Below are 26087 nucleotides of genomic sequence, written 5' to 3' on the forward strand. Positions count from 1 at the left end.
GCCCGTCGCCGCCATCGCCGATACCGCCGGGGAGCCCATCGCGAAGCCGCGCAGCACCGAGCGCCGGCTCGGCGCCGCCTGCGGCTGCGGCTGCGGCAGGGCCTTCTCGATCTTGCGGCGCAGCTCGAGCGGGGCCTTGTAGCGCAGGTCGCTCTCGGCGATCGCCTGGCGGATCTCCTGATATTCCTTCATCAGGGCGGCGCAATGCGCGCACCCCTCGATATGGGCTTCCACTTCGCGTGCATGGCCGGCGTCGAGTTCTCCGTCGATCAGCGCGTGGATCAGCACTTCGGCTTCCTCGCAGGTCATTTCGCTTGCTCCTGTTCCGCGAGCCAGGCTGATCGCAGCATGGCGCGGGCGCGCGCGAGACGGGACATCACGGTGCCGACCGGCACGGCGGCGACATCCGCGATCTCGAGGTATGAAAGATTCTGGATTTCCCTGAGCACAAAGGTCTCGCGGAACGGCTCGGCGAGCGCCGCGACCAGCTTGCGCACGGTGTCGCCGTCGAAGCGGCGCAGCATCTGCTTTTCCGGTGTCTCCGGGGCTTCGTTCCACATCGGGGTCTGCTCGCCGCCCTCGGGCAGCTCCTCGACCGCGGTCGGGGCGGTCTTGCGGCGGGCATATTCGGCGCGGCAGACATTGCGCAGGATCGCGAACAGCCACGGCTTCATCGCGGGTCCCCGGTAGCTGTCGAAATGCTTGTAGGCGCGCAGATAGCATTCCTGCACCGCATCCTCGGCATCGGCGGCATCGCGCAGCAAATAGCGCGCCAGGGTGTAGGCGTCGTCAAGGTAGGGCAGCGCGGCTTCGCGGAAGCGCCGTGCCTTTTCGGGATCGTCTTGCGACGCGTTGACAACCATCGTGTCCTGCCCGGCTTGTCGAGAGACGGCTTGTGCCCGGCCGGGGGCTGAGGGCCACCGGCCGGGCATGGCTGTGATTGTATGGCTGGTCACGTTACCCAACCTTGATACTGCCTGTCATGTGCGGATGCAGCGAGCAGAAATACTTGTACTCGCCGGGCTCCGTGAAGGTGAACGAGAAGGTGCCATCGGTATCCATGGTCTTGGAGCGGAATTTTCCCGCGCACACCACGGTGTGCGGGATGTCGTCGCGGTTGGTCCAGGTCACGGTGGTGCCGACCTTCACGTCGAGCGGGTTCGGCGCGAACGAGAAGTTGTCGATATGGACCGCGATATCTTCGGCGCGGGCCGCCGTGACGGGCAGCAGCATGGCCGCGACCACGGCGATCCCGAAGTCGCGTCGATTGATCGTACTCATCGTCTCTTTCCTCAGCCTTGTCCGTCAGCCCTGCAGCGGCGTGTCGATGATCGCCAGCGGCTGGCTGTTCTGCTTGAAGTTGATGCTGGCGACGCCGAGCATGCTGCGCAGCTTGGCATCCTCGACCTTCATCGGGCCGGGCGAGGGGGCGGCACCCGGCGCCGGCTGCGGGAAGGCCGTCGAACGCGCGGTGTGGAAGGTGACGTTGCCCTCGACTTTCTGCATCACCTGGTGGATGTGGCCGTTCAGCACCGTGACCGAGCCGAAGCCCTTCACGTATTCCAGCGCGCGGGCGCCGTCCTCGGTGCCCCAGCCCCATTGCGGATAGACCGTCCACAGCGGGATGTGGGCGAATAGCACGATCGGGGTCGACTTGGAGCGGCCCTTAAGGTCGTTCTCGAGCCATTCCAACTGCTCGTTGCCGAGATTGCCAAGGCCGCCGCCCTTGAGGTCGACGACGTTGACGAGACCGACGAAATGCACGCCGCCGGCGTCGAAGGAATAGTAGCCCGGGCCCTTGGTGCCCTTGCCGTAGCGCTCCTTGTAGAGCTTGACCTCTTCGTCGATGAAATCGTGCTCGCCCGGCACGTAATGCACGTCCAGCTTGGCCTGCGAGATGATGCGATCGGCGTCATCGAATTCGGACGCCTTCGACAGATGGGTGATGTCGCCGGTGTGGATCATGAAGGACGGCTTGACCTGCATCGCCTTGACCTTGTTGATGGCCTCCTCCAGCGTGCCGATGGCGTTCGGGTTGGCCGGCTTGTCGAAGCCGACATGGCTGTCGCTGATCTGCATGAAGGTCATGCCGGTGGTGGCTTCGGCGGCGGCGGCCGAGCCGACGATGCCGAGCGAATGCGGCACGCCGCCGGTGACGGTCCAGAGTACGCCGGTGCCGGCCCAGGTCATGCATTCCAGCACCTTGCGTCGGCTGACGCCTTTTTCCTCATCGTGGTGATTGTGATCGTGTCCGCTCATGACAAGTCTCCCATGGGCCCAGGGATTGGGTTTCCGGGGAGGTGATCGGAGCGGCCGGGGCTTTATTCCCGCGGCTTTGGAGAGGGTTGAGGGCAGGGATGACGATTTCGTGAGAACCGGGCGGCCGGCCGCGTGATCGGTGCCCATCCGGGCCGCGCGACAGGTGGCCGCAAGGGCAAGATGCGCCATTGAAGGCGCCGGGCCTGTAACGCTATCGACCGGGCAAACCACTGATCCGTCGGAGGAAAACATGGCTGACGTCACCGGAGGCTGTCACTGCGGCGAGATTCGTTACGAGGTGCGCGGGGAACCGGTCGTCCACGCGCTGTGTCACTGCGCCGATTGCCGGCGGCATGCCGGCGCGCCGATGGTCGGCTGGGTGATGGTCGCCGAGGACGCCCTCAAGGTGACCAAGGGCGAGCCCAGGATCTACCGATCCTCGGAGCATGGCCGGCGGCATTTCTGCGCGAATTGCGGCAGCGGGCTTTTCTACACCAACGGCAACATGTTGCCCGGATTCATCGACATCCAGAGCGGTACCTATGATGATCCCGGCGCCCTGCCTGCCACCATGCATATCCAGGTCGCGGAGCGGCTGCGCTGGATGGAAACGGCGCACGAACTGCCGGCGTTCGATCGCTTTCCGCCGACGGAATGACCATTGAATGGTGTGGCGACGAAGCGCGCCGCAACATGGCCGTGTCGTGCAAGGTAGATGAACGGCCGCAACAAAGCTGTCTTGCGGCCGTCAGCATAATGTCAGCGCTCCTGCTTAAAGATGGCAGACTTCATTCGCCACACCGGGAGATCATCATGAGCGACCACGCAGGCGTTGAGCATCATCACAAGGCAGCCGAGCATCACGAGCAGGCGGCGCGTCATCATCGCGAAGCCGCCAAGCACCACCAAGAGGGCAATCACGAGAAGGCGGCCCACCACGCCCACAGCGCCCATGGCCACGCCAGCCATGCCCAGCATCACCACACCGAAGCGAGCCGGCATCACGCCGAGCACCACGGCAAACACTAGCTCTTTAACCTTGACGCGCTTTCTTCACGCGAACCGGTGTCCACTTCGCTGGAAAACGCTGTGATCGTTCCAGTACTGCGTGAGTGGCTTCCGCCGTCCCCGCAAGGGGACGGCGACTTTCTTCTGCCGCGCGGGCAGCAGCCGTCCGTCCCTTATTCGTCCTCGTCCTCCGGACCGCCTTGCTGCTCGATCGCATTTCGCACGCCGCGCATGACGGCGTACGACACGAATGCCATGCGTCTCTTCTGATCATCGCTCAACGTCTTGTAGAGCGGTTCCCAGGCATCGGAGAGTTTCTTGAGATCGGTCCCGCGCTGAATGAGCCGGTCCGCTCTGCGCTGCATGAGTTCGACCGGATTGCCTTCGTGAAGGCCGTCCATCGGTCCGTTCTCGTGCAACTCGGCGATCCGCTCCAACCGAGCTTGCCGATTCTTCGCCCGTGTGCGGATCGCATCCTCGATCGCCGGCCAGTATTTCTCCTGATCGGGCGTGAGTTGCAGGGCGGCCTTGACAACGCCGACACGCATGTCGGTCAGGCTCTTGAGATCGGCGGCGCTGGGTGGTGCCACGCCGACGGTCGAGGATGTCTCCGCCGCGAAGGCGAGAGACGAGGTCGTGACCAAAAGTGCAACCGCTGCGACAGCTGCGTTCCTCGTCATTGCAAACTCCTGATCTCTTGTGGACGTCCCCGAGCAGAGGGACACGGCCGGAGCCGCTGTAGGTTGATCTAGGTCAAAGGGGGAAACAGCCGCAGATGGGGATGCGCTCCTGACCGTTCGAAAACCATCGGGGAATTCGGCGGGGCGTGCCCGGCGAGATCGGGGCGCCGGATTGAGCTAGATCAAGCTCGATCGGCTCGTGGCGCTCAGAAAGCACTATCGAACTCCCTTCAATCGGGCGATCCCATGCACCTCTTGCTCAAGGAAATTCGCCACAATCCGCTACTTTGGATGCTGGTCTTCGTGCCGGTCGTGCTGGTGGTCGAACACGTGGCTCCCACCGCACACACGGCGCTGTTCGTGCTCGCCGTCCTGAGTATCGTGCCGTTGGCCGCCCTTCTCAGCCACGCAACGGAGAGCGTCGCCGAGAAGACCGGCGATGCGATCGGAGGCTTGCTCAATGCAACCCTGGGAAATCTGACGGAGCTGATCATCGCGATCGCCGCACTCCACGCCGGAGAATACATGCTGGTCAAGGCATCGATCGCCGGCGCCATTGTCACCAATTCGCTCTTCATGCTCGGCGCATCGTTCCTGCTCGGCGGGCTCCGTCATCACGTTCAGGAGTACAATCGGGCCGGCGGGAGGATGTACGCAGCGCTGCTGCTGATGGCCACGATTGCGCTGCTTGCCCCCGCAGCTGTTGCCGACCTCGATCAGGCACGAGGCGAAGTCATGGCGCAGACGCTCAGCACCGGCCTCGCCGTGCTTCTGATATGTGCTTACGGACTTGGTTTGCTGTTCTCGCTCAAGACCCACAAGGAGCTATTTGAGAGCGGGGAACATGGCGAGACGGATGGCGCTGGTTGGCCGATCGGACTGGCTTCTGGCACACTCATCGTGGTTACCGTGCTGGTTGCCTTGGTGAGCGAGATATTCGTGAGCTCGGTGCAGAAGGCGGGTGAGGCGCTGGGATTGAGCGCGGCGTTTGTCGGCTTCATCATCGTCGCGCTGGTCGGGGCTGCGGCGGAGATGGCGGTCGCGTTCTCTGCGGCGCGCAAGAACCGGCTGGACATGAGCGTCAGCATCGCGCTCGGAAGCGCGTCTCAAATCGCTCTGTTCGTTGCGCCGGCGCTGGTTCTTCTCAGCTACGTCATCGGTCCGAAGCCAATGGACCTGCAGTTCTGGCCAGGTGCCGTGACGATGGTCATGATCGCCTCCGTCACGTCCTGCTTCATCACCAACAGCGGGAGGTCGGCGTGGTTTATCGGCGCCCTGCTGGTGTTCATCTACGCGATTTTTGCCATGACACTGTACATGGTGCCACCGGGATCGCACGGACCGATCTGATCGGCCGCGCCAGCCTGCTCGCAGATTATCTCTGGCTATTGGCAGAGATGCTGGCGGCCGTCCTCGCCGCGAAAATACGTGCCGGGCTGACAGACGAAGCCCTGACCGCTGGAAGGATAGTGATAATAGCCATACGCGCCGGCTGCGGCCGCAGCTCCCACGGCAGCGGTGCCATACACCGCGCGTCGTGTCTGGCGGCGGGCAACACCGGCGACGCTTGCGGGCGTCAGGGGACGGCCGACGCGCGCTTGCGCGCGTTCAACGGAAACCGAGATGCCGCTTTGTTCCGACCAGCCAACGGACAGCAGCGTGGCACACGCGACGACGGTCGCAGCTAACGCGAATGTCTTTGGATTTGCCTTCATGGCTGTTCTCCAATCTTTCGGTCCTACCCAGCGTGGTTTGAACGCCATTCGCCCCGGGAAGCCGTTGATCTGGATCAAGCCGTTCCGGCTGCCAGTGGCAGGGAAGAACGAAAGCGCTTGCGGCGGACCTGTGCCGCGACGACCTCAAAGTGCAAGCTCTCCCTGCCTGCTCGTCCAGTCTATGACGTCAACCTGGAGTCCTCGTCTCGACATCTCGTCCTCGAGCTTGGCGGCGTGACGCTTCCACTCGGCTGTCGTTCGCACCCGAAAAACCGGCTCGTCTCCACGACCCTCAAATTCATCGTCGGCCTCGAGCGCGCCGCGAACCGCCTCGTGCATCATCTTCAGGCTCGCATCGCTAAATGCGCTGTACTCCATCGGTTCATCTCCCTGGATACGCAAACGGAGGGGGCACCACACGTCTCATCAACGCGACCTTGCGGTGCGACGAACGAGCCAGCCATCACTGCTCAATCGAGCTGCTATCAATATTGCGGGCAGATCATCTGATTGTATTCATTGTAGTAGCAGTTCTGGTTCCCGTAGTAGCCATAGCTGCCGTAGTACGCGCCGGTTGCGGCCGCCGCACCGGCCGCCGCGGCACCAACACCCCAGCCAGGTCGATAGTAGCCACCGCCATAACCGGGATAGCCTGCGACCGGGCGGCCAGGGCGACCTGCAACCGGTCGGCCCGGATAGCCCGGACGGCCGGCGATCGGATGCGACGGTCGCGCGCGGCCAGCTGCGCGATATCCTCCGCCGTGAATCCTTCCGGCACCCGCATGCATCCTTCCAGCGCCGGCGTGCATGCCTCCGCGGTGAAATCCGCCGCCTCCGCCACCGCGGAAGCCGCCGCCTCCGCCGCCACGACGGGCGTAGGCATCATCAGGAACCAGGCAGACTGTGACGAGCACCAGAGCTGCCAGAGCGGCGAGGATACAACGAAGCATGGCGTGTCCTCCCTAACGGACGAGATGGCGAACGGCGAAGCTGCGACAATTTCGGTGCGCGGGCTTGACGTAGATCAACGAAATGCAATCACTCTCAAAAGATCTCGCTCTGCGGGGACGCTCATTCGAAGAAGGGCAGCCGCCTGTTGTTATCCTCCTCAGGCACAATCTGCACTTTGCTGCCGAAGCATCTTGCCTAGAATGCAAGCTTGGGAGGCTCCAGGACACTTAGTCTCGCCTCAGTCAGGTGACAGCCCCCATTTCTTTGCCGAGTTCCACCAGTCTTTTTGCAGAGCGTGGCCAAGAGGATGAACGTGAGGAAAGCCGATGTAACGTGCGCGTGCTGTGGCGCAGGTTTCCGGAGGTTGGAGCTATGGTCTAAACCCGGCGCCAAGGGTGAGTATCACTGCCCTGTCTGCGACTACTTGCTTGAAGCATTCGATGGCACCAATCTGATCGTCTATCGGCTGACGATCCGGCCGGTGCGTGCATCGGTCTACTCGGCGAGGCCATTCGGCGATCACCGATGATTTGATGATCGGCTGCTGTCCAGCGCGCAATTGGTCAGTATCGTCTATGGACCCGTGCCGCCTCGGCCTTGGCCAGGAGCGGACAGAACGCTTTTGTGCGTGCACCGCCTAGCTGGTGCGCGCCGCGAACGTCCTGAGCGCGGCGACCATCAACTCCGGCGCCTCCTGCGCGACGCAATGGCCGACGCCATCGAAGGTCCATCGGCTCGCGTGCGGGATCAGGGCTCCGGCGCGGTCGGCCATCTCCTTGTAGATTGGCCATGACTGTTCGGCGGTTGCGATGCGGACCGGGCAGGCGATCTCGGAGAACCACGGGAACGGATTGCCACGGTTGTCGCCGGTGTAGATCTGCTCCATGGCCTGGTAGATCGGCTTGAGCATCGCCTGTTCGATTTCGGGCGTGCAGCGCAGTTGCATGCGGCCGTCATCGAGCCGCGCAAAGCCGTGATGGACATAGGCCCACAGCGACGGCTCAGTCCACGTCGCGAAGGTCGGCGCGGCGCGCAATCGCCGGAACACATCGTCGGCGTTGTCAAATTCGACGCGGCGGCGCAGCACGCCTTGCACGGACGCGTTCGAGATGTCGCTCAGGTCGCCGCCGCGCAGTGCGTGCGGGTCCATCGCGGTTGGCTCCGTCACGAACAGCCGAGCGAAGCGGTCCGGCATCAGCTTCGTCGCAAGCAGCAGGTCGGTCGCGCCGGCGCTGTGGCCGATGCCGTAGATGTCATGGAGGTCGAGGCGTTCGACCACCATGCAGACATCATCGGCGAAATCCTGGAAGTGATAGCGGTCGGCGGCCGGCTTGTGGCTCAGGCCATGACCGCGGCGGTCGAGCGCATGGACGATATAGTCGGCGGCCAGCGCCTCCGCGACCTCGGTCCAGACTTCGGCGACAAAGCCGGTGCCGTGCAGCAGCAGCGCCGGGGGCTTGCCGGAAGCCGGCTCGCCCCATCGTGCCAGCGCGATCTGCGATCCGGCATCGCCAACCAGAATTCGCTGCGGCTGCGTCATGGGTTGCTATCTTGCATCTTGCAAGATCATCGCAGCGGCCTTCTCGGCGATCATTGCGGTCGGCGTGTTGGTGTTGCCGGAGGTGATGGTCGGCATTACGGAGGCATCCGCAATGCGCAGGCCGTGCAGGCCGTAGAAGCGCAGGCGCTCGTCGACCACGGCCATCGGGTCGTTGGCCGTTCCCATCTTCGCGGTGCCGACGGGGTGGAAGATCGTGGTGCCGATGTCGCCGGCGGCCTTGGCGAGCGAGGCGTCGTCATCGCCGACTGCGGGGCCGGGCAGGAATTCCTCGGGATGATATTTCTCCAGCGCCTTCTGCTTCATCAGTCTGCGTGTGGTGCGGATCGCATCGGCCGCGACCTGGCGGTCGTCCTCGGTCGAGAGGTAATTCGGCGCGATCGACGGCTTGTCGTCGGGCGCGGTCGAGCGGATGCGCACGGTGCCGCGCGAGGTCGGTTGCAGATTGCAGGCGCTCACCGTGATCGCGGGGAAGCGATGCAGGGGATCGCCGAACTTGTCGAGCGACAGCGGCTGCACATGGAACTGGATGTTGGCGCGCGAGCGCGTCGCATCCGAGCGCGTGAAGATGCCGAGCTGCGACGGCGCCATGGTCAGCGGTCCGCGGCGGCGGAACGCGTAGTCGAGGCCCATCAGGCCGCGGCGCACGAGGTTGTAATAGGTCTCGTTCAGCGTGCGCACGCCCGACACCTTGTAGATCGCGCGCTGCTGCAGATGGTCCTGCAGATTATGGCCGATGCCTTGCACGTCGGCCACGATGTCGACGCCGAGCGGCGACAGCCATTCGGCCGGGCCGATGCCGGATCGATGCAGCACCTGCGTGGTGCCGATCGAGCCGGCGCACAGGATCACCTCGCCCTTGGCGCGCGCCTCGACGACCTCGTTGCCTTGCCGGAACAGCACGCCGGCGGCGCGGCCGCTCTCGATGATCAGGCGGTCGACCAGCACCTCGGTCTCGAGCCTGAGATTGCTGCGGTCCAGCACCGGCTTCAGGAAGCCGCGCGCCGACGACCAACGCCGGCCGCGCTTCTGGTTGACGTGGAAATAGCTGGTGCCTTCGTTGTCGCCGGTGTTGAAATCCGGGATGCGCTTGATGCCCATCTCCTCGGCGGCATCGCCGACCGCATCGAGAATCTGCCACGACAGCCGCGGCGCCTCGATGCGCCAGCCGCCGCCGACGCCGTGATGCTCGCTTGCGCCGAGGAAATGATCCTCCAGCTTCTTGAACGCCGGCAGCACGTCGTCGTAGCTCCAGCCGGTGAGGCCAAGCTGGCGCCAGTGATCGTAATCCGCGGCCTGGCCGCGCATCGAGATCATGGCGTTGATCGCCGACGAGCCGCCGATCACCTTGCCGCGCGGATAGGCGAGCGCCCGGCCGTTGAGGCCAGGCTCGGCCTCGGTCATGAACATCCAGTCCGAGCGCGGATTGCCGATCGCGAAGAGATAGCCGACCGGGATGTGAAACCAGATCCAGTTGTCCTTGCCGCCGGCTTCCAGCAGCAGCACGCGCTTGTTCGGATCGGCCGACAGGCGGTTGGCCATGATGCAGCCCGCCGTGCCCGCACCGACGATAATGTAGTCGAAATCACCCTCGAGCCTTCGCGGCATGTCCTCGTTCCCGGCAAGCGTCTTTTGTTGACTGCCTTCTATAGCGTTTTCGAGCGAAGTGGAGCCCGGTTCGCGTGAAGAAAACGCGTCACTACAAGAAAATAGAACTCGGTTCTGACAGAGTCAGAACCGAGTTCTATCCAGACGCAGCCGGTCGAGACAAGCCCGACCCATGGATGCCGGGCGTGCGCTGGACGATCAGGGACGGCTCGGTTCGGCCAATGTGACCTGATGTCTCGCTCGGGGAACGCAGACGATCAGCGTCAGCATACCGATCGCGAGCAGCGCGCCGACGAGGGCGAGCGGTGCGTAGATGCTCCCGGTTGCGACATTCATCGAGCCGATCAGGGCAGGGCAGACCGCGCCGCCGAACGAGCCGATCGCGCTGATCAGCGCGATGCCGCCCGCCGCGGCGCTGCCCTCCAGCATCGCGTTGGGAATGGTCCAGAACAGCGACAGGATCGCGAAAATGCCGACCGAGGCAATGGCGAGCAGCGTCACGGTCAGCAGGATGCTGCCTTGCGCGGCCTGCAAGGCGATGAAGCATGCCGCCGCGACGAGGCCGCAAACGACCACATGCCAGCGCCGCTCGCGGGTGCGATCGGAGCTGTAGCCGATCGCGACCATGCCGATCGCGGAGGCGACGGAGATCGCGCCGCTCAGCCAGCCGATCTCGGTGGTGGTCGCGACGCCAACGCGCTTCAGCAGCGTCGGCGTCCACAGCAGGATGGTGTTGAGCGAGCAGAAGAACGCGAAATAGATGAAGGAGAGCAAATAGACGCGCGGCTCGCGCAGCGCCGCCGCGAAGCTGCGGGTCGTGCCCGGGGTGGCGGCGCGGTCGCGGGCGAGATCGCCGGCGACTTGCCGTCGCTCGTCGGCGCTGAGCCAGCTCGCGGCCTGCGGTCCGTCGGCGAGGTAGATATAGGCCACGATGCCAAGCAGCACCGCGGGCACGCCCTCGAGGACGAACAGCCACTGCCAGCCATGCAGGCCGTGGACGCCCTGCACGTGGTCCATGATCAGGCCCGACAACGGACCTGCGATGACGCCGCCGAGCGGCACCGCCATCACGAACAGGCTCGTCATGCGGCCGCGCACGCGGTCCGGAAACCACAGCGTCAGGTAATACAGGATGCCGGGAAAGAATCCGCCCTCGGCGGCGCCGAGCAGGAAGCGCAGCAGATAGAGATGATACTGGTTCTGCACCAGCGCCAGCAGCACGGTGACGGTGCCCCAGAGCACCATGATCCGCAGCAGCGTCCTGCGGACGCCGACCTTGACCAGCAGCAGGTTGCTCGGCACTTCGAGCGCGACATAGCCGACCGAGAAGATGCCGGCAGCGAGTCCGAACACCGCGTCATCGATGTTCAAATCGTGCAGGAATTGCAGCTTGGCAAAGCCGATATTGAAGCGATCGATGATCGCAACCGTGTAGCACGTCAGCAGGAACGGGATCAGGCGCCAGGCGATCCGTCCATAGAGCCGCGAATGGGCCGCATCCTGCATCGAAACCTCCAAGTACTTCTTTTGATTTGTTGAGTGGGGTGGCGCCCCGACGGCGCTACGCTCCCTCACCCCGCTCTTGCGAGGAGAGGGTCGGGGTGAGGGGCTCTTCCGCATAGACGGAGAGAGAGTTGAGCCCGCGGAGACTCCCCCTTACCCGGAACGCATCTGGCGATGCGTTCCGGCCTCTCCCCGCAGGCGGGGCGAGGCGAAGTGGAGTCCGCTGCCGCGATGTGAGCGCCGTTCGCTAGCTCGCCGGAAATTCCAGCATGGCTTCACCGGCCGCGACCGTTTCGCCGCGCTGGTTCTGCACGGCGACGTCGACCAGCACCCAGCGCGATTTCGCGGTGGTCTGCTTGGCCTTGATGGTGCCGCCGGGGCGGATGGTGTCGCCGGGCTTCACCGGCTTCAGCCAGCGCGTCTCGAGCCTGCGATGGATCGCGCCGGCGGGAAGAGCCCAGTCGGTGAGCATGCGCGAGATCAGGCCGAAATTGTTCATGCCGTGCATGATGATGCCACCGAAATTGGTCTTGCCGAAATCGCCCTTCATGTAGTCGTCGTCGAGATGCAGCGGGTTGTAGTCGAGCGAGGCATCGCAGAACAGGCGGATCGATTCGCGCGAGACCGCGAAGGCCGGACCGTCGATGGTGTCGCCGGCCTTGAGAGCATCGAAATTCGCTGAGATCATCGTGATCCTCCTTACATCGGACGGATGGTCTGGCCGCGACCCGAGCAGATCACGTCGCCATGCTGGTTGAAGAAGACGTTGTCGTGCACCACGAACAGCCGCTCGCGCTTGATGAACTTGTCGAGCGCGCGGGCCTGCAGGGTGATGGTGTCGCCGGGGCGGGCGGGGATGTTGTAGCTCCAGGACTGCCCGGCATTGACGGTGCCCGGCGAGCGCATCCAGTCGTCGGCCGGGGTGCAGGCGAACATCAGCAGAATATGGATCGCGGGCGGTGCGATCAGCCCGCCATAGGGCCCGGCCTTGGCGGCAGCTTCGTCCAGATAGAGCGGATTGGTCTCGCCGACCGCGCGGCAGTACAGCGCGATCGCCTCCTGCGTCAGCTTGTAGGGCAGCGTCTTGCGCGGCTCTCCGGGCACGATGTCGTCCCACATCTTGCGCAGCTTCGCGTCCTTCCAGAAATCGGTCTCGAACGGGGTGGCCGCAGAACTTTCTGCTTGCGCCATCGTGTATCCTCCTGCTATTCAGTTCGCCAGGCGAACATTTCATTCGCTATATGAATAGACGCTAGCGCGGTCGGGTGCCCCTGACAAGCGGGCAGGGCCGCGTCATGTGCAGGCAGCCATGCGGCTTGCGATGTCATTGAGCAGAACCAGAATCTCCCGCAGCGTCTTGAGCAAAACGCGATGAGCAAAGAGAGTGACGGCTTCGTACGCGCGATCGCGCGTGGCTTCTCGATCATCGAGGCGCTCGGCAAGCCGCCGGGCCGGCACACGCTGGCGGAGGCCGCCGACACCGCCGGCCTCAACCGCGCCACCGCGCGCCGCATCCTCGCGACCCTGGTGGCGCTGAAATACTGCGCTTCCGATGGGCGCTATTTCAGCCTGCGGCCGCGCGCACTCGGGCTCGGCCTGTCCTATCTCAACGCGCTGCCATATTGGGGCCATGCGCAGCGCGCGCTGGAAAATCTGCGCAACGAGATCGGCGAGTCCTGCGCGATGGCGGTGCTCGACGAGGACGAGATCGTCTATGCGCTACGCCTGCCGGCGCGGCGGATTCTTTCCGCCAATCTCGGCGTCGGCAGCCGGCTGCCGGCGCATCTGGTGTCGCTCGGCCGCGTCATGCTCGCGGCGCTGCCGCCCGGCACCCGCGAGGCCTATCTTGCGACCGGCGGCTTCAGGCAGGTCACGCCGCGTACGGTGACCGATCCGGCGCGGCTCGGTGAACTGCTGCTGCGGGTCGAGAGCGACGGCTATGCCTGGGTCGATGGTGAGCTCGATCCCGCGATCTGCGGCATCGCGGTGCCGCTGCGCGATCCGGCAGGCTCCGTGGTCGCGGCGCTCAGCGTCAACACGATCTCGGGTACGGTCAGCGAGGCCGGTGCGCGCAAGAAATTCCTGCTGCCGCTGCGCCGCACCGCGCAGGAGATCCGCAGCCAGATGCTGACGTCGGGCTAACTCGCCAGGCCGTTGTTTCCGATCGCGTTGCCTGCTTAGATCAGGCCGCCGAGCCTGGCTTGGTGATGGAATGGGGCATTCGGAACGCCGTGTCACGATTTCAGCTGGAGCGATTGCCATGACCAAAATGGTTCTCACGCTGCTCGCGTGCGCCGCGCTCTGCGCGTCACTGCCGCACCGGGCGAATGCCGAGCTTGATGTCGCAAGGCTGAAGAGCGCGATCGAGAAGTCGGTCGAGGCCGACTATCCGAAACTCGACGCGCTCTACAAGGATATTCACGCCCATCCTGAAATCGCCTTTCAGGAGGAGAAGACTGCGGCCAAGCTGGCTGGCGAAATGCGGGCGCTTGGCTTCGAGGTGACGGAGCATGTCGGCAAGACCGGGCTGGTCGCGATCTACAGGAACGGCGAGGGCCCGACCATCATGGTGCGCACCGAGCTCGATGCGCTGCCGATGGAGGAAAAGACCGGACTTCCCTATGCCAGCCACGACAAGACGACCTGGCAGGGACGCGAAACCTTCGTGGCCCACAGCTGCGGCCACGACGTCCACATGGCAAGCTGGGTGGGGACGGCCAAGACGCTGGTCGGCCTGAAAGACCAGTGGCACGGCACGCTGATGTTCATCGCCCAGCCCGCCGAGGAAATCGTCTCGGGCGCCAAGGCCATGCTGGCGGATGGCCTGTTCACGCGATTTCCAAAGCCGAATGTCGGTTTCGCCTTGCACGATGGCCCGTTCGCCTATGGCACGGTGCGCTATCGCGTCGGCATCGGCTCATCCGCCGCCGATGGCCTCTACATCAAATTCCATGGCCGCGGCGGACACGGTGCGGTGCCGCAGGCGACGATTGACCCCCTGATGATGGCCGCGCGCTTTGTCGTCGATGTCCAGAGTGTGATCAGCCGCGAAAAGGACCCGACCGAATTTGGCGTCGTCAGCATTGGCTCAATTCACGGTGGCACCGCGTCGAACATCATTCCTGACGAGGTGGTGCTGTTCGGCACCATTCGCACCTTCAAGCCTGAGGTGCGCGCCAAGATGCTGGCAGGCATCGAGCGGACGGCAAAGGCGGTTGCGGCCATGTCGAATGCGCCGGAGCCGGAGATCTCGATCACCGAGGGGACCAAAGCCGTGATCAACGATCCCAACGTGGTCGGCACCGCGGAAAAGGTGCTGAAGGCGGCGTTTGGCGACAAGTTCGAACCGTCACCGCCGGGTACGCCCAGCGAGGATTATTCGGAATTCGTCAGCGCCGGGGTGCCCTCGATGTTCTTCAATATCGGCATCTATGAGCCGGAGCGCGTCGCCGCCGCCCGCGAAGGCCGCGGCCCACCATTGCCGTCCAACCACTCGCCGTTGTTCGCGCCGGTGCCGGAGCCGACGATCAAGACCGGTGTTGCGGCCATGACGCTTGCGGTGCTGAGCGCGTTCGACCGGCAGGCTCCGGAGAAATAGCCGTCTGCGGTGCCCGGGCGCGTAAGACATCGCGCCAGGACTCGCAGATCAATTGCTTACCTTGCTGGAGGAGTCCCCGTGGAAGACCCGATCCGCGCCCCTTTTTACCACGACGGAATGCGCGAGTTGCAGGACCGCTTCGACGGTCGTCGCGTCGCCGACGGCCTCGAGAAGCATCGCCTTCACTTCGAATTCTGGGAGCAGGATCGCAAGCTCATCGAAGAGACGCGGTTCTTTTTCGTCGCGACGAGCTATCAGGACAACGTCGATTGTTCGATGCGATCCGGCGATCCCGGCTTCGTGAAGATCACCGGGCCCGATACGCTCGAGTACCCCGAGTACGACGGCAACAACATGTATCGCACGCTCGGCAATATTCACCGCAACCCGAATGTCGGCTTGCTGTTCGTCCGCCTCGACGGCAAGACGTTTCGCACGCGGATCCGAGGCAAGGCGACGATCGACGACAGCGCGGAAGCGCTTGCCCGGCATCATGGCGCGAAAGTCGTCGTCCGCGTCAAATGCGAAATCTTTCCGAATTGCCCGCGCTATATTCCGGACCTGATGGGCGCTTCAGCTGACGTGCCGGCGAATCCGTTCGTTCCTCGGCCCGGATACGAGCCGCCCGCGCCGGAATGGAAGAGCCGGGATTACCTCAAGGACGTGCTTTCGAAATACGATCCGCATCGGAAGGGCGAGGCATAGCGATCAAGGTAGCGGCGCCATGTAGGGAATGCTGGCGACCAGCGCGAACACCTGGACCGCGTTGCACAGCATGCCGCCCCAATGCAGCCGGCGCAGCCGCCGCACCGCGGTCGGATCGCCCGAGTCTCGCGCATCCGCCTCGGCATCGAGCCGGCGCAGAAACCAGCGGCGCGCCAGCACCGCGAATGCCGCGATCAAGGCGATACCGAGCGCTGTAGCCGGCCGGCCAGCGGCGGCAAAGGCGAGCGTTCCGATCACGCCGGCTGTCGCCAGCACCAGGAAATAGGCGTTGAACATGCCGCGCAGCAGGCGCGTGACATGCGGGATGTCGAGCTTCACAAGCAGAAATGCCGGCGCCGCCAGCAGGAAGTAACCCATCGGCACCAGCAGGATGATGGTGGAAAACAGGACCGCCTGATCCGGCGTCATGCAGCCGCCCCTTCTTTGCCGGCGGGAGGATTTCGGTGCAGAAACTTCAGGTAGTATCCGCGCGAGCGTTTTCGGGCACTATTAGGCTTTGGTCGGGTGCGATCGTATCAGCCCTGGCCTTGGCCGGCTCGCGCAAAGTCACGCTGTGTCCGGGGACCATGTCGTATCTCGTTTGCGAATGCGGGCCCCAGCCGGCGGCATGTCACATCTGTTTGGGTGGACCGGCGCTTGCATGCTAGAGAGGCACTGAAGTTCAACCTCCGAGGCCAGAATTCTCATGCCCATCGTCAACCGCGTCGCCGATCTGCAACCCGATATCCAGGCCTGGCGCCGCAACATCCATGAAAACCCCGAGCTGCTCTATGATGTGCACCGCACTGCATCATTCGTGGCCGACCGTCTCAGGGAGTTCGGCTGCGACGAGGTCGTGACCGGGCTCGGCAAGACCGGCGTGGTCGGGGTCATCAAGGGCAAGAAGGGCGCGGCCAAGGGCGACGTCAAGGTGATCGGCCTGCGCGCCGACATGGATGCGCTGCCGATCCACGAGGAAACCAACCTGCCTTATGCCTCGAAGACGCCGGGCAAGATGCATGCCTGCGGCCACGACGGCCACACCGCGATGCTGCTCGGCGCGGCGCGCTATCTCACCGAGACGCGCAATTTCGCCGGCGATGCGGTCGTGATCTTCCAGCCGGCCGAGGAGGGTGGGGCTGGCGCTGCCGCCATGATCAAGGATGGCTTGATGGACCGCTTCGGCGTCCAGCAGGTCTACGGCATGCACAACGGTCCGGGGATTCCGATCGGCTCGTTCGCGATCCGCTCCGGCCCGATCATGGCGTCCACCGACGAGGTCAACATCAACATCGAGGGGCTCGGCGGTCACGCCGCGCGGCCGCACAAATGCATCGATTCCGTGATGGTCGGTGCGCAATTGATCACCGCGTTGCAGTCGATCGTGTCGCGCAGCGTCGATCCGCTCGATTCCGCCGTGATCTCGATCTGCGAATTCCACGCCGGCCATGCCCGCAACGTGATTCCGCAGACCGCGGTATTGCGCGGCACGGTGCGCACGCTGACCCCGGAGGTTCGGCAGTTGATCGAGAAGCGCATCGGCGAAGTGGTCAAGGGCGTCGCCCAGCTGACCGGCGCGCGGATCGAGCTCGACTACAAGCGCGGCTATCCGGTCACCGTCAACCACGCGTCGCAGACCGAATTCGCGACCCGCATCGCCAGGGAAGTGGCCGGCGACGGCAACGTGCATACGATGCCGCCGCTGATGGGCGGCGAGGACTTTTCTTACATGCTGGAAGCGCGGCCCGGCGCCTTCATCTTCTGCGGCAACGGCGACAGCGCCGGCCTGCACCACCCCGCCTACAATTTCAACGACGAGGCGATCGTCTACGGCACGTCGTACTTCGTGAAGATCGTGGAGGACGCGCTGGCGGCGTGAACCTCGTTGGCAGCGGCATGCTGTCAATCGCTATTGCGAGGAGCGAAGCGACGAAGCAATCCATTCTATCCGGCAGCGGGTGGATGGATTGCTTCGCTTCGCTCGCAATGACGGTTTCCTTCGCTGCCGGCGGTGCGGCAAGGCGTGTTGCTCACGGATCCCATCGCACCGGCAGCGTCACCGGGCCGCGGAACACCCAGCCGCGGACGACGGGCGGCGCCTCCTCGCGGAGGCGCAGATTGCGCAGGCGATCGAACAGCATCGGCACCACGATCTTGCCGACGGTGAGCCGCGACACCCAGGTGCCGGCGCAGAAATGCGGCCCGGCGCCGAACGCCAGATGCGATTGCTTTGGCCGCGTCACGTGAAAACGGTCGGGCTCGGCGAACCGATTGCCGTCGCGGTTCGCCGCGCCGACGCAGAGGCCGATCTGAAGTCCCTTGGGCAGCGTGGTGCCGGAGAGATCGACATCGCGGGTGACACGGCGCGGATACATGCCGATCGGCGAGATCCAGCGCACCGCTTCCTCCAGCGCAGCCGGCCATAGCTCCGGCTTCGCCAGCACGTTGTGCTTCTGCGCAGGCTCGTGCAGGAGGCCGAGCACAAGGGTCAGGATCGCATCGCGCGGTTCGTTCAGTCCGCCGCCGATGATCACCTTGATGTTGGCGCGGATGCCCTCGATCGGCATCGGCGGATCGGCGTTGACCATCGAGGACAGGATCGAGGGGGTCGGGTTGCTGCGGTGATCGTCGAGCACCGCGTCGATCGCGGCATCGACATCGGCGCTCGCCTGCATCGCCTTGCGCTCGATCTCGGCATCGGCGGCGTAATTGCCGGCGCCGTCGATCAGCGCCTGCGACCAGTCGGCCAACGTCTGCCACGGCATCTCGCGGAAGCCGATCATCGCCATCAGGCTGAGCGAGGCCATCGGCGCGGCCAGCGCGGAGAACAGGTCGGCCTCATCGGCCGCGAACAAATCATCGATCAGCGCTTGCGCGATCGCGGTGAATTTCGGCGCCCAATGCTCCTTGATCGTCGCTGGGCGGAACGACGGCTCGATCGCCTTGCGGCCGATCGCGTGCTCGGCGCCGTCCTTGCGCATGAAGGTCGGCCCCATCACCTTGTTGACCAGGGAGGCCGGATTGTCGGCCGAATAGGTCGCCGGATCGCGCTCGATCCGCACGATGTCGTCGAAGCGCGTCACCAGCGTCAGCTTCGCGGGCTCGACATAGACCGCCGGGGCCAGCTCGCGCAGGCGGCGGAAGATCGGATAAGGGTCGTCGAGCAGATCCTGATACGCGATGTCGGTGACGACAGGCACGGCGCTGGTCATTGGTCCTCCCGGAGCGCGTTTTTGCGAAAGCTAGCGGCAATGGACGTGATCGCTCAATTCGATGGGATCGATATAGGCCATCGAAATATTCCATGACCTTATGCTAGGCTGGGCGCCGGCAAGGCGGGAGGTGCAGCGTGGCGGTCAATTCCACCATCGATCCGATCGACATCGGGACCTTGCGGACGCTCGTGCTGGTCTACGACCTGCAGTCGTTCTCCGCGGCGGCCAAGCGCCTCGACGTCAACCAGTCCACCATCAGCTATGCGATCGAGCGGCTGCGCGGCGCACTGCGTGATCCGCTGTTCGTCCGCAACGGCAATGGCGTGACGGCCACCGAGCGCTGCGCGGCGCTTGCCGGCTGGGCGCGGGACATGATCGGCGAGATCGACGGGCTCGCCTCGCCGGTCGAATTCGACCCAGTGACGGCGCAGGGCAGCGTGACGATCTCCTGCAACTATCACGAACGCCAGACCCTGATGCCGCAGTTCAGCGCGCGGCTGCGGGCCGGCGCGCCACAGGTCCGCCTCGTGCTGCTCGATGCCGCGGGCCATGGCGACGTCCATCTCAAGCAGAACCAGTGCGACATCGTGCTGGGTCCGGTCGGGGTCGTCGGCGAAAGCGTCTTCAGGCGCCACATCCTCACCGATCACTATGTCTGTGTGATGGACCCGGCCAACCCGCTGGCGCGCGGCCGGATCGCACTATCGGCCTATGCCAAGGCCGAGCATGTCTTCATCACCCATAGCGGCGAGTGGCAGCCGCTCTATCTCGAGGCCCTCAGGGCGAGGAAGATCGAGATCGCGCCGATGGTGAGCCTGCCGAACCACGACAGTCTGGAGCGCATCGTCGCCGGCACCAGGCTGGTCGCGACCATCCCGCATCATCTGGCGCGGACGATGCGCGGCGGCCTGCACGTCGCTGCGCTGCCGTTCCGCGTGCCGATCTCGATCGACATGTACTGGAGCGCAAGGACGGCCAAGTCAGGCCTGCACAAATGGGCGCGCGGCCTGCTGGCCGAGGTCGCAAAGGTCTATCCCGACTGAGTGCGCTTCCATCTTGTCCGTCATTGCGAGCGAAGCGAAGCAATCCATCTCACCGCTTGCTGAGGCGTGGATTGCTTCGTCGCTTCGCTCCTCGCAATGACGGAAAATCTCAAAGCAAAAGGCCCGCACGATGGTGCGGGCCTTCCGTCCGGAGCGGGTCGCGCCGAAGGCGTGTCGGCATCAGAACACGTGGTAGAACACGTAGCACAGGATGCCGGAGAGGATCATCGCGGCCGGCAGGGTCAGCACCCAGGCCATCGCGATGTTGCGGATCGTCGCCCATTGCAGGCCGGAGCCGTTGGCGGCCATGGTGCCCGCGATGCCTGACGACAGCACGTGCGTGGTCGAGACCGGCAGGCCGTAGCCGTCGGCCGCAGCGATCGTCGCGGCCGCGGTGATCTCGGCGCAGGCGCTCTGCGCGTAGGTCAGGTGGGTCTTGCCGATCTTCTCGCCGACGGTGACGACGATGCGCTTCCAGCCGACCATGGTGCCGAGGCCGAGCGCGATGGCGACGGCGAACTTCACCCAGCCCGGGATGAACTTCGTCGCGGCATCGAGCGAGCCCTTGTACTCGTTGAGCGTGGCGACGTCGGCGGAAGTCAGTTCGGCCTCTTTGTCCTTCATCAGGAAACGGATCGCCTCGGACGCCAGGTACATATCGTTACGGGTGTTGCCGACCGCAGGGAACTTGGCCAGCGATCCATACTGGGCAACCTGCTGGCCGATATCGCGCACCAGCACCGCGAGCGAAGGAAAAGTGCCTTCGTTGATCTGGTGCTGCGCGACATAGTTGGTCACGGCCGGGCGCGGATTGCCGAGCACGTTGTAACCGGCGGCCTTGCCTTCGATGACCTTGCTGGCCGCGGTCGAGCGCGCGGCGAACTGCTCGATCTGGCTTGCGGGCAGCGCGCGGTTCAGCGCGTAGGCGGTCGGCACGGTGCCGATCAGGATCAGCATGATCAGGCCCATGCCCTTCTGGCCGTCATTCGAGCCGTGGAAGAAGCTGACCAGCGTGCAGGTCAGGATCAGGATGCCGCGGATCCACCACGGCGGCGGCTGGTCGCCGACCGGTTCGCCGAACAGCGCGGGCGTCGCGCGCTGCAGGACGATCTTGAGGACGTAGAGCAAACCGGCGGCGAGCGCGAAGCCGAACAGCGGCGACAGCAGCAGCGCCTTGGCGATGTTGGTCGCCTGCGACCAGTCCACGCCCGAGGTGCCGTCACGGCCGCGCAGCAGCGCGTTGGTGATGCCGACGCCCATGATCGAACCGATCAGGGTGTGCGAGCTCGAAGCCGGCAGGCCGAGCCACCAGGTGCCGAGATTCCAGATGATGGCGGCGATCAGGAGCGCGAACACCATCGCAAAACCGGCGCTGGAGCCGACCTGCAAGATCAGTTCGACCGGAAGCAGCGACACGATGCCGAACGCGACGGCGCCGCTCGAGAGCAGCACGCCGAACAGGTTGAACATGCCGGACCAGACCACGGCGACATGCGCCGGCAGCGAGCGGGTGTAGATCACGGTGGCGACCGCGTTGGCGGTGTCGTGGAAGCCGTTGACGAATTCGAAGCCGAGCGCGATCAGCAGCGCAACGAACAGCATGATGTAGGGCAGGAACGAGGTGACGCGCGTGCCGGTGGCGTCGACGTCGGAATAGATGCTGTAGGCAACGAACAGCAGCGCGGCCGCGACCACGCCCATATAGATAATTCCGGTCATAGGGTGGAAGCCCTTGTCGAGATCCGGGCCCTTTTTCAGGGCGGGCTCGATCGAGCCGGGTAACGCCATATCGCTCATGGTAAACTCCTGTCCCAACGCCGCCGATTTTGATCGATGCATATGACAAGCAATTGAAATCCGCCTCGCGAAATGAGGCGCCCGGCCATGACGGTGGACATCGCGCCGAATTGTTGTGCAACGCATTGAAGGCCCACGCGCCTTCGCGGCCTCGTGGCAATCTCCGGCAACAAAAGGTCAGCGATGACGACGGAGATGCCTTGCGTTCATTTCGCAGGGCAAGACTTTGAGCAGCGAGGTCACACTGAGTGCAGCGAGGTCACATCCACCGCGTGCAGCTGAGGTCACAGCGGCCGCGAGACCACGACGGCAAGCCTGGACAGGATTTCTGTCGACCGGAAATCTGGCGACGTCGCGGGTGAGGAGCGTCGCGGGTCAGGAAGGTGCAGTGAGGAGGCGGGTGCGGGGAGGGATGAGAAGGCAGGATGGAAAGATGAGGTGGCGCGCCGCACGATCGGGGCTAGCAAACCGCGCAGCGCGCCCGCCTCAGGGTACGTCATGGCGTGAACATGACGCCCGATACCTGTGGAACACGTCATAGTACCACGGATCAATTCAAGGTTGTAGGTATTTGTCGGCGTCCAGAACAATTTCACGTTGAAGTGTGGCTACTCCGGTTCCGCTGATCTTAATGGAACTCAGGCCGCGCGGGCGGAATTGCGCAACTGATCTGCGGCGATTTTCAGGTCGTCGATAAAGCGCTGATATTCCAGCGCCTTGGCTTTCTCGTGGGGCAGCCGCAACAGATAGGACGGGTGCACGGTGACAAGCACCTTGGTTCCGTCGTGGTCGATCAGCTGGCCGCGGTTCTTGTTGATCGGGGTGATCTTGCCGAGCACGCTCTGCGCGGCGGTGGCGCCGAGCGCCACCACGAGTTCCGGCTTGATGGCGGCAAGCTCGCGTTCGTACCATTGGCGGCAGGCGCGGATCTCCGGCGTGTTCGGCTTCTGGTGTAGCCGGACCTTGCCGCGCGGCACGAATTTGAAGTGCTTCACCGCGTTGGTGATGTAGACCTTGCCGCGATCGATGCCGGCGTCCTCAAGCGCGCGATCGAGCATCTGCCCGGCCGGTCCGACGAAGGGATGACCGGCGAGATCCTCCTTGTCGCCGGGCTGCTCGCCGACCAGCATCAGCGTCGCGCTTTGCGGTCCCTCGCCGAACACGGTCTGGGTTGCGTCCTTCCACAGCGGGCAGGCGCGGCAATCGGCGGCCTCGTCGCGCAGGGCAGAAATCGTGTCGCGCGCCTGTGCATTCTGAGTTTGCTTGCGGGCCATCGGCGGATCCTGTGGCTTCCGCGGCTCCGCCGCCTTGCGGGCGATGAAGGGGCCGCTGGTCATGCGCATGGCGTCTTCGATCAGCGGCTTAATGATCGAGTCTTCGGGCAGGTTCCTCCAATAGGCCTGCGGCATCTCCATCACTTTCAGTCGCGCGGGATTGAAGAGGCCGATGTCATGGCGCCGCCAGGCCTCCTCGAGCCGGTCCTCGGACGGCACCTCGGATTTGGCGACGCCCGGCGTGATCGAGATCGCGTGCCCGTCCCAATGTGCTGACACGTCGGGGGTCAGGATCGACCACGGCATGTCGGCGAAGCGGCCGGCGAAGAAAGGTGCGGCGAGCTCGACGATGCGATGCTCCGGCTCGAACCAGGCGACGTAATGCGCCGCCCGCTCGCGGCCGATTTCGCGGAAGCGGAGATGCGCGTGCATCCTGTCGATGTCGCAATAGACCGCGCGCGCCATGGCGTGGACCTCGGCGACATCGGGATCGTCAGTCGCACTGAGCAGGTCGTGATGGCTGCGCAGCCGCCACAGCAGGCGATAGAGCAGGGCGAAGCGCTCGTCATTGCGATGCAGGATCGCGGCCTTTGCGAGCTCGACGAATTTGGCCGGGACGTTGAACTGCGCCTGCGGCACGTCAGGCAATTCATTCATGCAGGATGCCGACGACAATTCGTCATCGCGGCGGATGGTCCAGGTGACCTCCGCAGGCTTCACATCGTTCAACGCCAATCGCCGCGCGGCCCTGCGCCAGCCTTCGAAATCGGTGTCGTTGTCGAGCACGATGATACGCATGCGATTGCTCCGTTTCCGTCACGCCGCCATTTTCGGGGCCGGCGCGCCTGACTTGCGGAAGATCACGGTCCCATCCGGTTCGTCTGGGTCTGAACCCCATTGATTCCACTCATGAATCACTGAGCTCACCAATCCGATTGACTCCGCAGGCCCTGTTAGCTTTATATTAGAACATATCATGAACAACTGGGCCAGTCCCTGGTTCTCTGTTCTGGTCAGTGACGGCCTCAAATTTTGGTTGAGAAGGAGCGGCGCATCATGAACGGCGCACGCACGGGTACGCTTGCGTCTCTGCGCGGCAGCATCGCGCGCATCGAGGCGCCATCGGATGCGGCGATGCCGAACCGCATCGCGCTCGGTCACGCCGGCGCGGACGCGATGTTGCGGGGCGGGCTTGCCCCGGCCGCGCTGCACGAGGTGTTCGCGGCCGGCCATCAGGGCGGCGCTGCGACCGGGTTCATCGCGGGGCTCGCCGGACTGATATCGGCGCGCAAGCCGCTGGTCTGGGTGCGGCAGGATTTTTCCGATCGCGAGAACGGCGCGCTGTCGATGCGCGGGCTCGCCGAGCTCGGCCTCGATCCGCGCCTCCTGGTCACGGTGCGTGCCGCCGACGTCGACAGCGGCCTGCGCACGGCGGCCGACGCGCTCGCCTGCGATGCGCTCGGCGCCGTCGTGCTCGAGATCTGGGGCCAGGCGCGCCAGCTCGATCTCGTCGCCAGCCGCAAATTGACCCTGGCCGCGCGAGCCTCCGGCGTCACCGCGCTGGTGCTGCGGATCGCGGCAACGCCGATCCCCTCGACCGCGGAAACGCGCTGGATCGTGCGCGCAGCGCATTCGCCGCCTGGCAATGCCGCGAGCGCCTGGGGCGCGCCGCGCGTCGAGGCCGAACTCGTGCGCAATCGTCATGGCCCGGTCGGGCGATGGATCATGGAATGGAAATGTGATGAGTGCCAATTCAGTGAACCGTCGGCGTATCCTCAGCCTGTGGCTGCCACGCCTGCCCATCGACCGCATCAAGCGCAAGCTCGCGCAGGACACCGCCTCGCAAGCTGATGGGCACAACGCTGTGCCAACCGACACACGGGAGGTGGCAGGATTCCCTCTCCCGCTTGCGGGGGAGGGTTGGGGTGGGGGTCTCTCCACAAACAATGTTCTTCGTAAGGAGAGAGCCCCCACCCGGATCGCATCTAGCGATGCGATCCGGCCTCCCCCGCAAGCGGGAGAGGCGAAGAAAGAACTCCCCAGCGTCGTGGCGGCAAAAGACCACAATGCGATCCTGCTGCATGCCGTCGACGAAGCCGCGGTGCGCGCCGGGCTGTCGATCGGGCTGCCGCTCGCCAATGCGCGGGCGATCTGCCCGGAGCTTACGGTCTACGACGCCGACCCCGCCGCCGACCTGAAGACGCTGAATGACATCGCCGACTGGTGCGACCGCTTCACGCCGCTGGTCGCGCTCGACGCGCCCTATGGATTGTTCCTCGACATCACCGGCTGCGCGCATTTGTTCGGCGGCGAGCGCGCGCTGTTGCAGATCGTGACCAATGCGCTGAGCCGGCGCGGCTTTGCGGTCAGCGCGGCGATTGCCGGCACCTCGATCGCGGCACGCACGCTGACGCGTCACGTCTCGGGCAAGATCGTCGCCGATGGCGCAGAGGCGCAAGCGGTCGGCCCATTGCCGGTGTCGGCGCTCGGCGCAGATAGCGCTGTGACCACCGGCCTGCGCCGTGCCGGCTTGAAGACCATCGGCGATGTCGCCGCGCGCGCGCCGCATGAAATCTCGGCGCGGTTCGGTTCGGCGTTCACCACCTTGCTCGGCCACGCGCTCGGGCAGGGCGATGCCCCGATCAGCCCGCGCAAGCCGCTGCCCGATTACATCGTCGAGAAGCGTTTCCCCGAACCCATCGCGACCGACACCGTGATCGCGCTGACGCTGTCGAGCCTCGCCAAGATGCTGGTCGCGGCGATGGACAAGCAGGGCAAGGGCGCGCGGCAGCTGGAAGCGAGCTTCTTCCGTACCGACGGTGCGGTGCGCGCGATCATGGTCGAGACCGGGCGTCCGGTGACGCGGCCCGAGATGATCGATCGCCTGTTCCGTGAGCGGCTCGATGCGCTCAACGATCCGCTCGATCCCGGCTTCGGCTTCGATCTCATTCGCCTCGCCGCAGGGCGTACCGAAATCGTGGTGCAGCAGCAGCGCGATCTCGACGCCACCGTGCACGACAATGACGAGATCTCGGCGCTGATCGACCGCATCGCCGCCCGCATCGGGGGCAAACGCGTCGTCGTGCACCTGCCGCTGGAAAGCCATATCCCCGAGCGCGCGGCGCTCGCGCTGCCGGCGCAGCATCATCTGGCCGCCGCCAGCGCCGCCGCCT

General features: G+C 64.7%; 27 protein-coding genes. 9 read left to right on the forward strand and 18 right to left on the reverse strand.

What is annotated here, in order from left to right; translation table 11 throughout:
- From AC628_RS23840 to AC628_RS23855, 4 genes are all read right to left on the reverse strand, one after another.
- Positions 1–309 (reverse strand): anti-sigma factor family protein (locus AC628_RS23840; RefSeq protein ID WP_210190251.1); only part of this gene is annotated, 309 nt, incomplete at its 3' end.
- Positions 306–863 (reverse strand): sigma-70 family RNA polymerase sigma factor, encoded by a 558-nt coding sequence (locus AC628_RS23845; RefSeq protein ID WP_074129152.1) that lies wholly within the window; start codon positions 861–863, stop codon positions 306–308. The genes AC628_RS23845 and AC628_RS23840, both read right to left, overlap by 4 nt.
- Before the next feature lie 94 nt (positions 864–957).
- Complete coding sequence (locus AC628_RS23850) at positions 958–1281, reverse strand: cupredoxin domain-containing protein (protein ID WP_074129153.1); 324 nt, start codon at positions 1279–1281, stop codon at positions 958–960.
- Between the two features lie 24 nt (positions 1282–1305).
- The gene (locus AC628_RS23855) at positions 1306–2259 is read right to left on the reverse strand and encodes a metallophosphoesterase family protein (RefSeq protein ID WP_074129154.1); all 954 of its coding nucleotides are present in this window, start codon (positions 2257–2259) and stop codon (positions 1306–1308) included.
- A 250-nt stretch (positions 2260–2509) separates the two neighbouring features.
- On the opposite strand from AC628_RS23855, the gene AC628_RS23860 reads away from it, so the two are divergent.
- Positions 2510–2917 carry a GFA family protein gene (locus AC628_RS23860; RefSeq protein WP_074129155.1) on the forward strand — a complete coding sequence of 136 codons (408 nt, stop codon included), beginning with the start codon at positions 2510–2512 and terminating at the stop codon, positions 2915–2917.
- A gap of 101 nt (positions 2918–3018) precedes the next feature.
- On the opposite strand, the gene AC628_RS44180 is transcribed toward AC628_RS23860, so the two are convergent.
- Together AC628_RS44180 and AC628_RS23870 are read right to left on the reverse strand one after the other, a co-directional pair.
- Positions 3019–3285 carry a hypothetical protein gene (locus AC628_RS44180; RefSeq protein WP_168193435.1) on the reverse strand — a complete coding sequence of 89 codons (267 nt, stop codon included), beginning with the start codon at positions 3283–3285 and terminating at the stop codon, positions 3019–3021.
- A gap of 155 nt (positions 3286–3440) precedes the next feature.
- On the reverse strand, positions 3441–3911 hold the full coding sequence (locus AC628_RS23870; RefSeq protein WP_083633109.1) for a Spy/CpxP family protein refolding chaperone: 471 nt from the start codon (positions 3909–3911) through the stop codon (positions 3441–3443).
- Positions 3912–4193: 282 nt separating this feature from the next.
- Here AC628_RS23870 and cax point away from each other — a divergent pair, with 282 nt between their 5' ends.
- Complete coding sequence (gene cax, locus AC628_RS23875) at positions 4194–5297, forward strand: calcium/proton exchanger (protein WP_074129157.1); 1104 nt, start codon at positions 4194–4196, stop codon at positions 5295–5297.
- A 35-nt stretch (positions 5298–5332) separates the two neighbouring features.
- On the opposite strand, the gene AC628_RS44185 is transcribed toward cax, so the two are convergent.
- The 8 genes from AC628_RS44185 to AC628_RS23920 form a co-directional block, all read right to left on the reverse strand.
- Positions 5333–5662, reverse strand: a complete 330-nt coding sequence (locus AC628_RS44185; RefSeq protein WP_245321288.1) for a hypothetical protein — start codon at positions 5660–5662, stop codon at positions 5333–5335.
- Between the two features lie 144 nt (positions 5663–5806).
- A complete protein-coding gene (locus AC628_RS23885; protein ID WP_074129158.1) occupies positions 5807–6040 on the reverse strand; it encodes a hypothetical protein in 234 nt (77 codons plus the stop codon).
- Positions 6041–6147: 107 nt separating this feature from the next.
- Positions 6148–6612, reverse strand: coding sequence for a hypothetical protein (locus AC628_RS23890; RefSeq protein ID WP_074129159.1), 465 nt, complete (start codon positions 6610–6612; stop codon positions 6148–6150).
- A 638-nt stretch (positions 6613–7250) separates the two neighbouring features.
- Entirely contained in the window at positions 7251–8153 is a 903-nt protein-coding gene (locus AC628_RS23900; RefSeq protein WP_074129160.1) for an alpha/beta fold hydrolase, read from the reverse strand.
- A 6-nt stretch (positions 8154–8159) separates the two neighbouring features.
- The gene (locus tag AC628_RS23905) at positions 8160–9779 is read right to left on the reverse strand and encodes a GMC family oxidoreductase (protein ID WP_074129161.1); all 1620 of its coding nucleotides are present in this window, start codon (positions 9777–9779) and stop codon (positions 8160–8162) included.
- Between the two features lie 198 nt (positions 9780–9977).
- Positions 9978–11285, reverse strand: a complete 1308-nt coding sequence (locus AC628_RS23910) for an MFS transporter (RefSeq protein WP_074129162.1) — start codon at positions 11283–11285, stop codon at positions 9978–9980.
- A gap of 244 nt (positions 11286–11529) precedes the next feature.
- Positions 11530–11970: a MaoC family dehydratase gene (locus AC628_RS23915; protein ID WP_245321289.1), complete on the reverse strand. Its 441-nt coding sequence runs from the start codon at positions 11968–11970 to the stop codon at positions 11530–11532.
- An 11-nt stretch (positions 11971–11981) separates the two neighbouring features.
- A complete protein-coding gene (locus AC628_RS23920) occupies positions 11982–12473 on the reverse strand; it encodes a MaoC family dehydratase (RefSeq protein ID WP_050626224.1) in 492 nt (163 codons plus the stop codon).
- A gap of 180 nt (positions 12474–12653) precedes the next feature.
- Here AC628_RS23920 and AC628_RS23925 point away from each other — a divergent pair, with 180 nt between their 5' ends.
- From AC628_RS23925 to AC628_RS23935, 3 genes are all read left to right on the forward strand, one after another.
- Positions 12654–13424 carry an IclR family transcriptional regulator domain-containing protein gene (locus tag AC628_RS23925; protein WP_074129163.1) on the forward strand — a complete coding sequence of 257 codons (771 nt, stop codon included), beginning with the start codon at positions 12654–12656 and terminating at the stop codon, positions 13422–13424.
- A gap of 118 nt (positions 13425–13542) precedes the next feature.
- Complete coding sequence (locus AC628_RS23930) at positions 13543–14880, forward strand: amidohydrolase (protein WP_074129164.1); 1338 nt, start codon at positions 13543–13545, stop codon at positions 14878–14880.
- A 78-nt stretch (positions 14881–14958) separates the two neighbouring features.
- Positions 14959–15585: a pyridoxamine 5'-phosphate oxidase family protein gene (locus AC628_RS23935; RefSeq protein ID WP_143201765.1), complete on the forward strand. Its 627-nt coding sequence runs from the start codon at positions 14959–14961 to the stop codon at positions 15583–15585.
- Positions 15586–15588: 3 nt separating this feature from the next.
- Here the strand turns inward: AC628_RS23935 and AC628_RS23940 are convergent, their stop codons facing one another.
- Positions 15589–16014, reverse strand: a complete 426-nt coding sequence (locus AC628_RS23940) for a hypothetical protein (RefSeq protein ID WP_074129166.1) — start codon at positions 16012–16014, stop codon at positions 15589–15591.
- Positions 16015–16291: 277 nt separating this feature from the next.
- Here AC628_RS23940 and AC628_RS23945 point away from each other — a divergent pair, with 277 nt between their 5' ends.
- The gene (locus tag AC628_RS23945; RefSeq protein ID WP_074129167.1) at positions 16292–17464 is read left to right on the forward strand and encodes a M20 aminoacylase family protein; all 1173 of its coding nucleotides are present in this window, start codon (positions 16292–16294) and stop codon (positions 17462–17464) included.
- A 151-nt stretch (positions 17465–17615) separates the two neighbouring features.
- On the opposite strand, the gene AC628_RS23950 is transcribed toward AC628_RS23945, so the two are convergent.
- Positions 17616–18797, reverse strand: coding sequence for a cytochrome P450 (locus AC628_RS23950; protein ID WP_074129168.1), 1182 nt, complete (start codon positions 18795–18797; stop codon positions 17616–17618).
- 137 nt (positions 18798–18934) lie between these two features.
- Here AC628_RS23950 and AC628_RS23955 point away from each other — a divergent pair, with 137 nt between their 5' ends.
- Positions 18935–19843 carry a LysR family transcriptional regulator gene (locus tag AC628_RS23955; RefSeq protein ID WP_074129169.1) on the forward strand — a complete coding sequence of 303 codons (909 nt, stop codon included), beginning with the start codon at positions 18935–18937 and terminating at the stop codon, positions 19841–19843.
- Between the two features lie 180 nt (positions 19844–20023).
- Here the strand turns inward: AC628_RS23955 and AC628_RS23960 are convergent, their stop codons facing one another.
- Together AC628_RS23960 and AC628_RS23965 are read right to left on the reverse strand one after the other, a co-directional pair.
- Positions 20024–21640 (reverse strand): inorganic phosphate transporter, encoded by a 1617-nt coding sequence (locus AC628_RS23960; protein ID WP_074129170.1) that lies wholly within the window; start codon positions 21638–21640, stop codon positions 20024–20026.
- 638 nt (positions 21641–22278) lie between these two features.
- Positions 22279–23712, reverse strand: a complete 1434-nt coding sequence (locus AC628_RS23965; RefSeq protein ID WP_074129171.1) for a UdgX family uracil-DNA binding protein — start codon at positions 23710–23712, stop codon at positions 22279–22281.
- A 258-nt stretch (positions 23713–23970) separates the two neighbouring features.
- Between AC628_RS23965 and AC628_RS23970 the strand changes: the two genes are divergently transcribed.
- Together AC628_RS23970 and AC628_RS23975 are read left to right on the forward strand one after the other, a co-directional pair.
- Positions 23971–24765, forward strand: coding sequence for an ImuA family protein (locus AC628_RS23970; protein ID WP_074129172.1), 795 nt, complete (start codon positions 23971–23973; stop codon positions 24763–24765).
- Positions 24656–26087, forward strand: a 1432-nt coding sequence (locus AC628_RS23975; protein WP_502689762.1) for a Y-family DNA polymerase, incomplete at its 3' end; no start/stop codon positions are given. The genes AC628_RS23970 and AC628_RS23975, both read left to right, overlap by 110 nt.

Origin of the sequence: Bradyrhizobium sp. NAS96.2, from assembly GCF_001908235.1 — a bacterium.
Classification (GTDB): domain Bacteria; phylum Pseudomonadota; class Alphaproteobacteria; order Rhizobiales; family Xanthobacteraceae; genus Bradyrhizobium.

What these genes read in the sequence shown, in the direction of transcription:
- AC628_RS23845 (WP_074129152.1), bottom strand. Translation starts at nt 863, where the DNA reads ATGGTTGTCAACGCGTCGCAAGACGATCCCGAAAAGGCACGGCGCTTC.
- AC628_RS23850 (WP_074129153.1), bottom strand. Translation starts at nt 1,281, where the DNA reads ATGAGTACGATCAATCGACGCGACTTCGGGATCGCCGTGGTCGCGGCC.
- AC628_RS23855 (WP_074129154.1), bottom strand. Translation starts at nt 2,259, where the DNA reads ATGAGCGGACACGATCACAATCACCACGATGAGGAAAAAGGCGTCAGC.
- AC628_RS23860 (WP_074129155.1), top strand. Translation starts at nt 2,510, where the DNA reads ATGGCTGACGTCACCGGAGGCTGTCACTGCGGCGAGATTCGTTACGAG.
- cax (WP_074129157.1), top strand. Translation starts at nt 4,194, where the DNA reads ATGCACCTCTTGCTCAAGGAAATTCGCCACAATCCGCTACTTTGGATG.
- AC628_RS44185 (WP_245321288.1), bottom strand. Translation starts at nt 5,662, where the DNA reads ATGAAGGCAAATCCAAAGACATTCGCGTTAGCTGCGACCGTCGTCGCG.
- AC628_RS23885 (WP_074129158.1), bottom strand. Translation starts at nt 6,040, where the DNA reads ATGGAGTACAGCGCATTTAGCGATGCGAGCCTGAAGATGATGCACGAG.
- AC628_RS23890 (WP_074129159.1), bottom strand. Translation starts at nt 6,612, where the DNA reads ATGCTTCGTTGTATCCTCGCCGCTCTGGCAGCTCTGGTGCTCGTCACA.
- AC628_RS23900 (WP_074129160.1), bottom strand. Translation starts at nt 8,153, where the DNA reads ATGACGCAGCCGCAGCGAATTCTGGTTGGCGATGCCGGATCGCAGATC.
- AC628_RS23905 (WP_074129161.1), bottom strand. Translation starts at nt 9,779, where the DNA reads ATGCCGCGAAGGCTCGAGGGTGATTTCGACTACATTATCGTCGGTGCG.
- AC628_RS23910 (WP_074129162.1), bottom strand. Translation starts at nt 11,285, where the DNA reads ATGCAGGATGCGGCCCATTCGCGGCTCTATGGACGGATCGCCTGGCGC.
- AC628_RS23915 (WP_245321289.1), bottom strand. Translation starts at nt 11,970, where the DNA reads ATGATCTCAGCGAATTTCGATGCTCTCAAGGCCGGCGACACCATCGAC.
- AC628_RS23920 (WP_050626224.1), bottom strand. Translation starts at nt 12,473, where the DNA reads ATGGCGCAAGCAGAAAGTTCTGCGGCCACCCCGTTCGAGACCGATTTC.
- AC628_RS23925 (WP_074129163.1), top strand. Translation starts at nt 12,654, where the DNA reads ATGAGCAAAGAGAGTGACGGCTTCGTACGCGCGATCGCGCGTGGCTTC.
- AC628_RS23930 (WP_074129164.1), top strand. Translation starts at nt 13,543, where the DNA reads ATGACCAAAATGGTTCTCACGCTGCTCGCGTGCGCCGCGCTCTGCGCG.
- AC628_RS23940 (WP_074129166.1), bottom strand. Translation starts at nt 16,014, where the DNA reads ATGACGCCGGATCAGGCGGTCCTGTTTTCCACCATCATCCTGCTGGTG.
- AC628_RS23945 (WP_074129167.1), top strand. Translation starts at nt 16,292, where the DNA reads ATGCCCATCGTCAACCGCGTCGCCGATCTGCAACCCGATATCCAGGCC.
- AC628_RS23950 (WP_074129168.1), bottom strand. Translation starts at nt 18,797, where the DNA reads ATGACCAGCGCCGTGCCTGTCGTCACCGACATCGCGTATCAGGATCTG.
- AC628_RS23960 (WP_074129170.1), bottom strand. Translation starts at nt 21,640, where the DNA reads ATGAGCGATATGGCGTTACCCGGCTCGATCGAGCCCGCCCTGAAAAAG.
- AC628_RS23965 (WP_074129171.1), bottom strand. Translation starts at nt 23,712, where the DNA reads ATGCGTATCATCGTGCTCGACAACGACACCGATTTCGAAGGCTGGCGC.
- AC628_RS23970 (WP_074129172.1), top strand. Translation starts at nt 23,971, where the DNA reads ATGAACGGCGCACGCACGGGTACGCTTGCGTCTCTGCGCGGCAGCATC.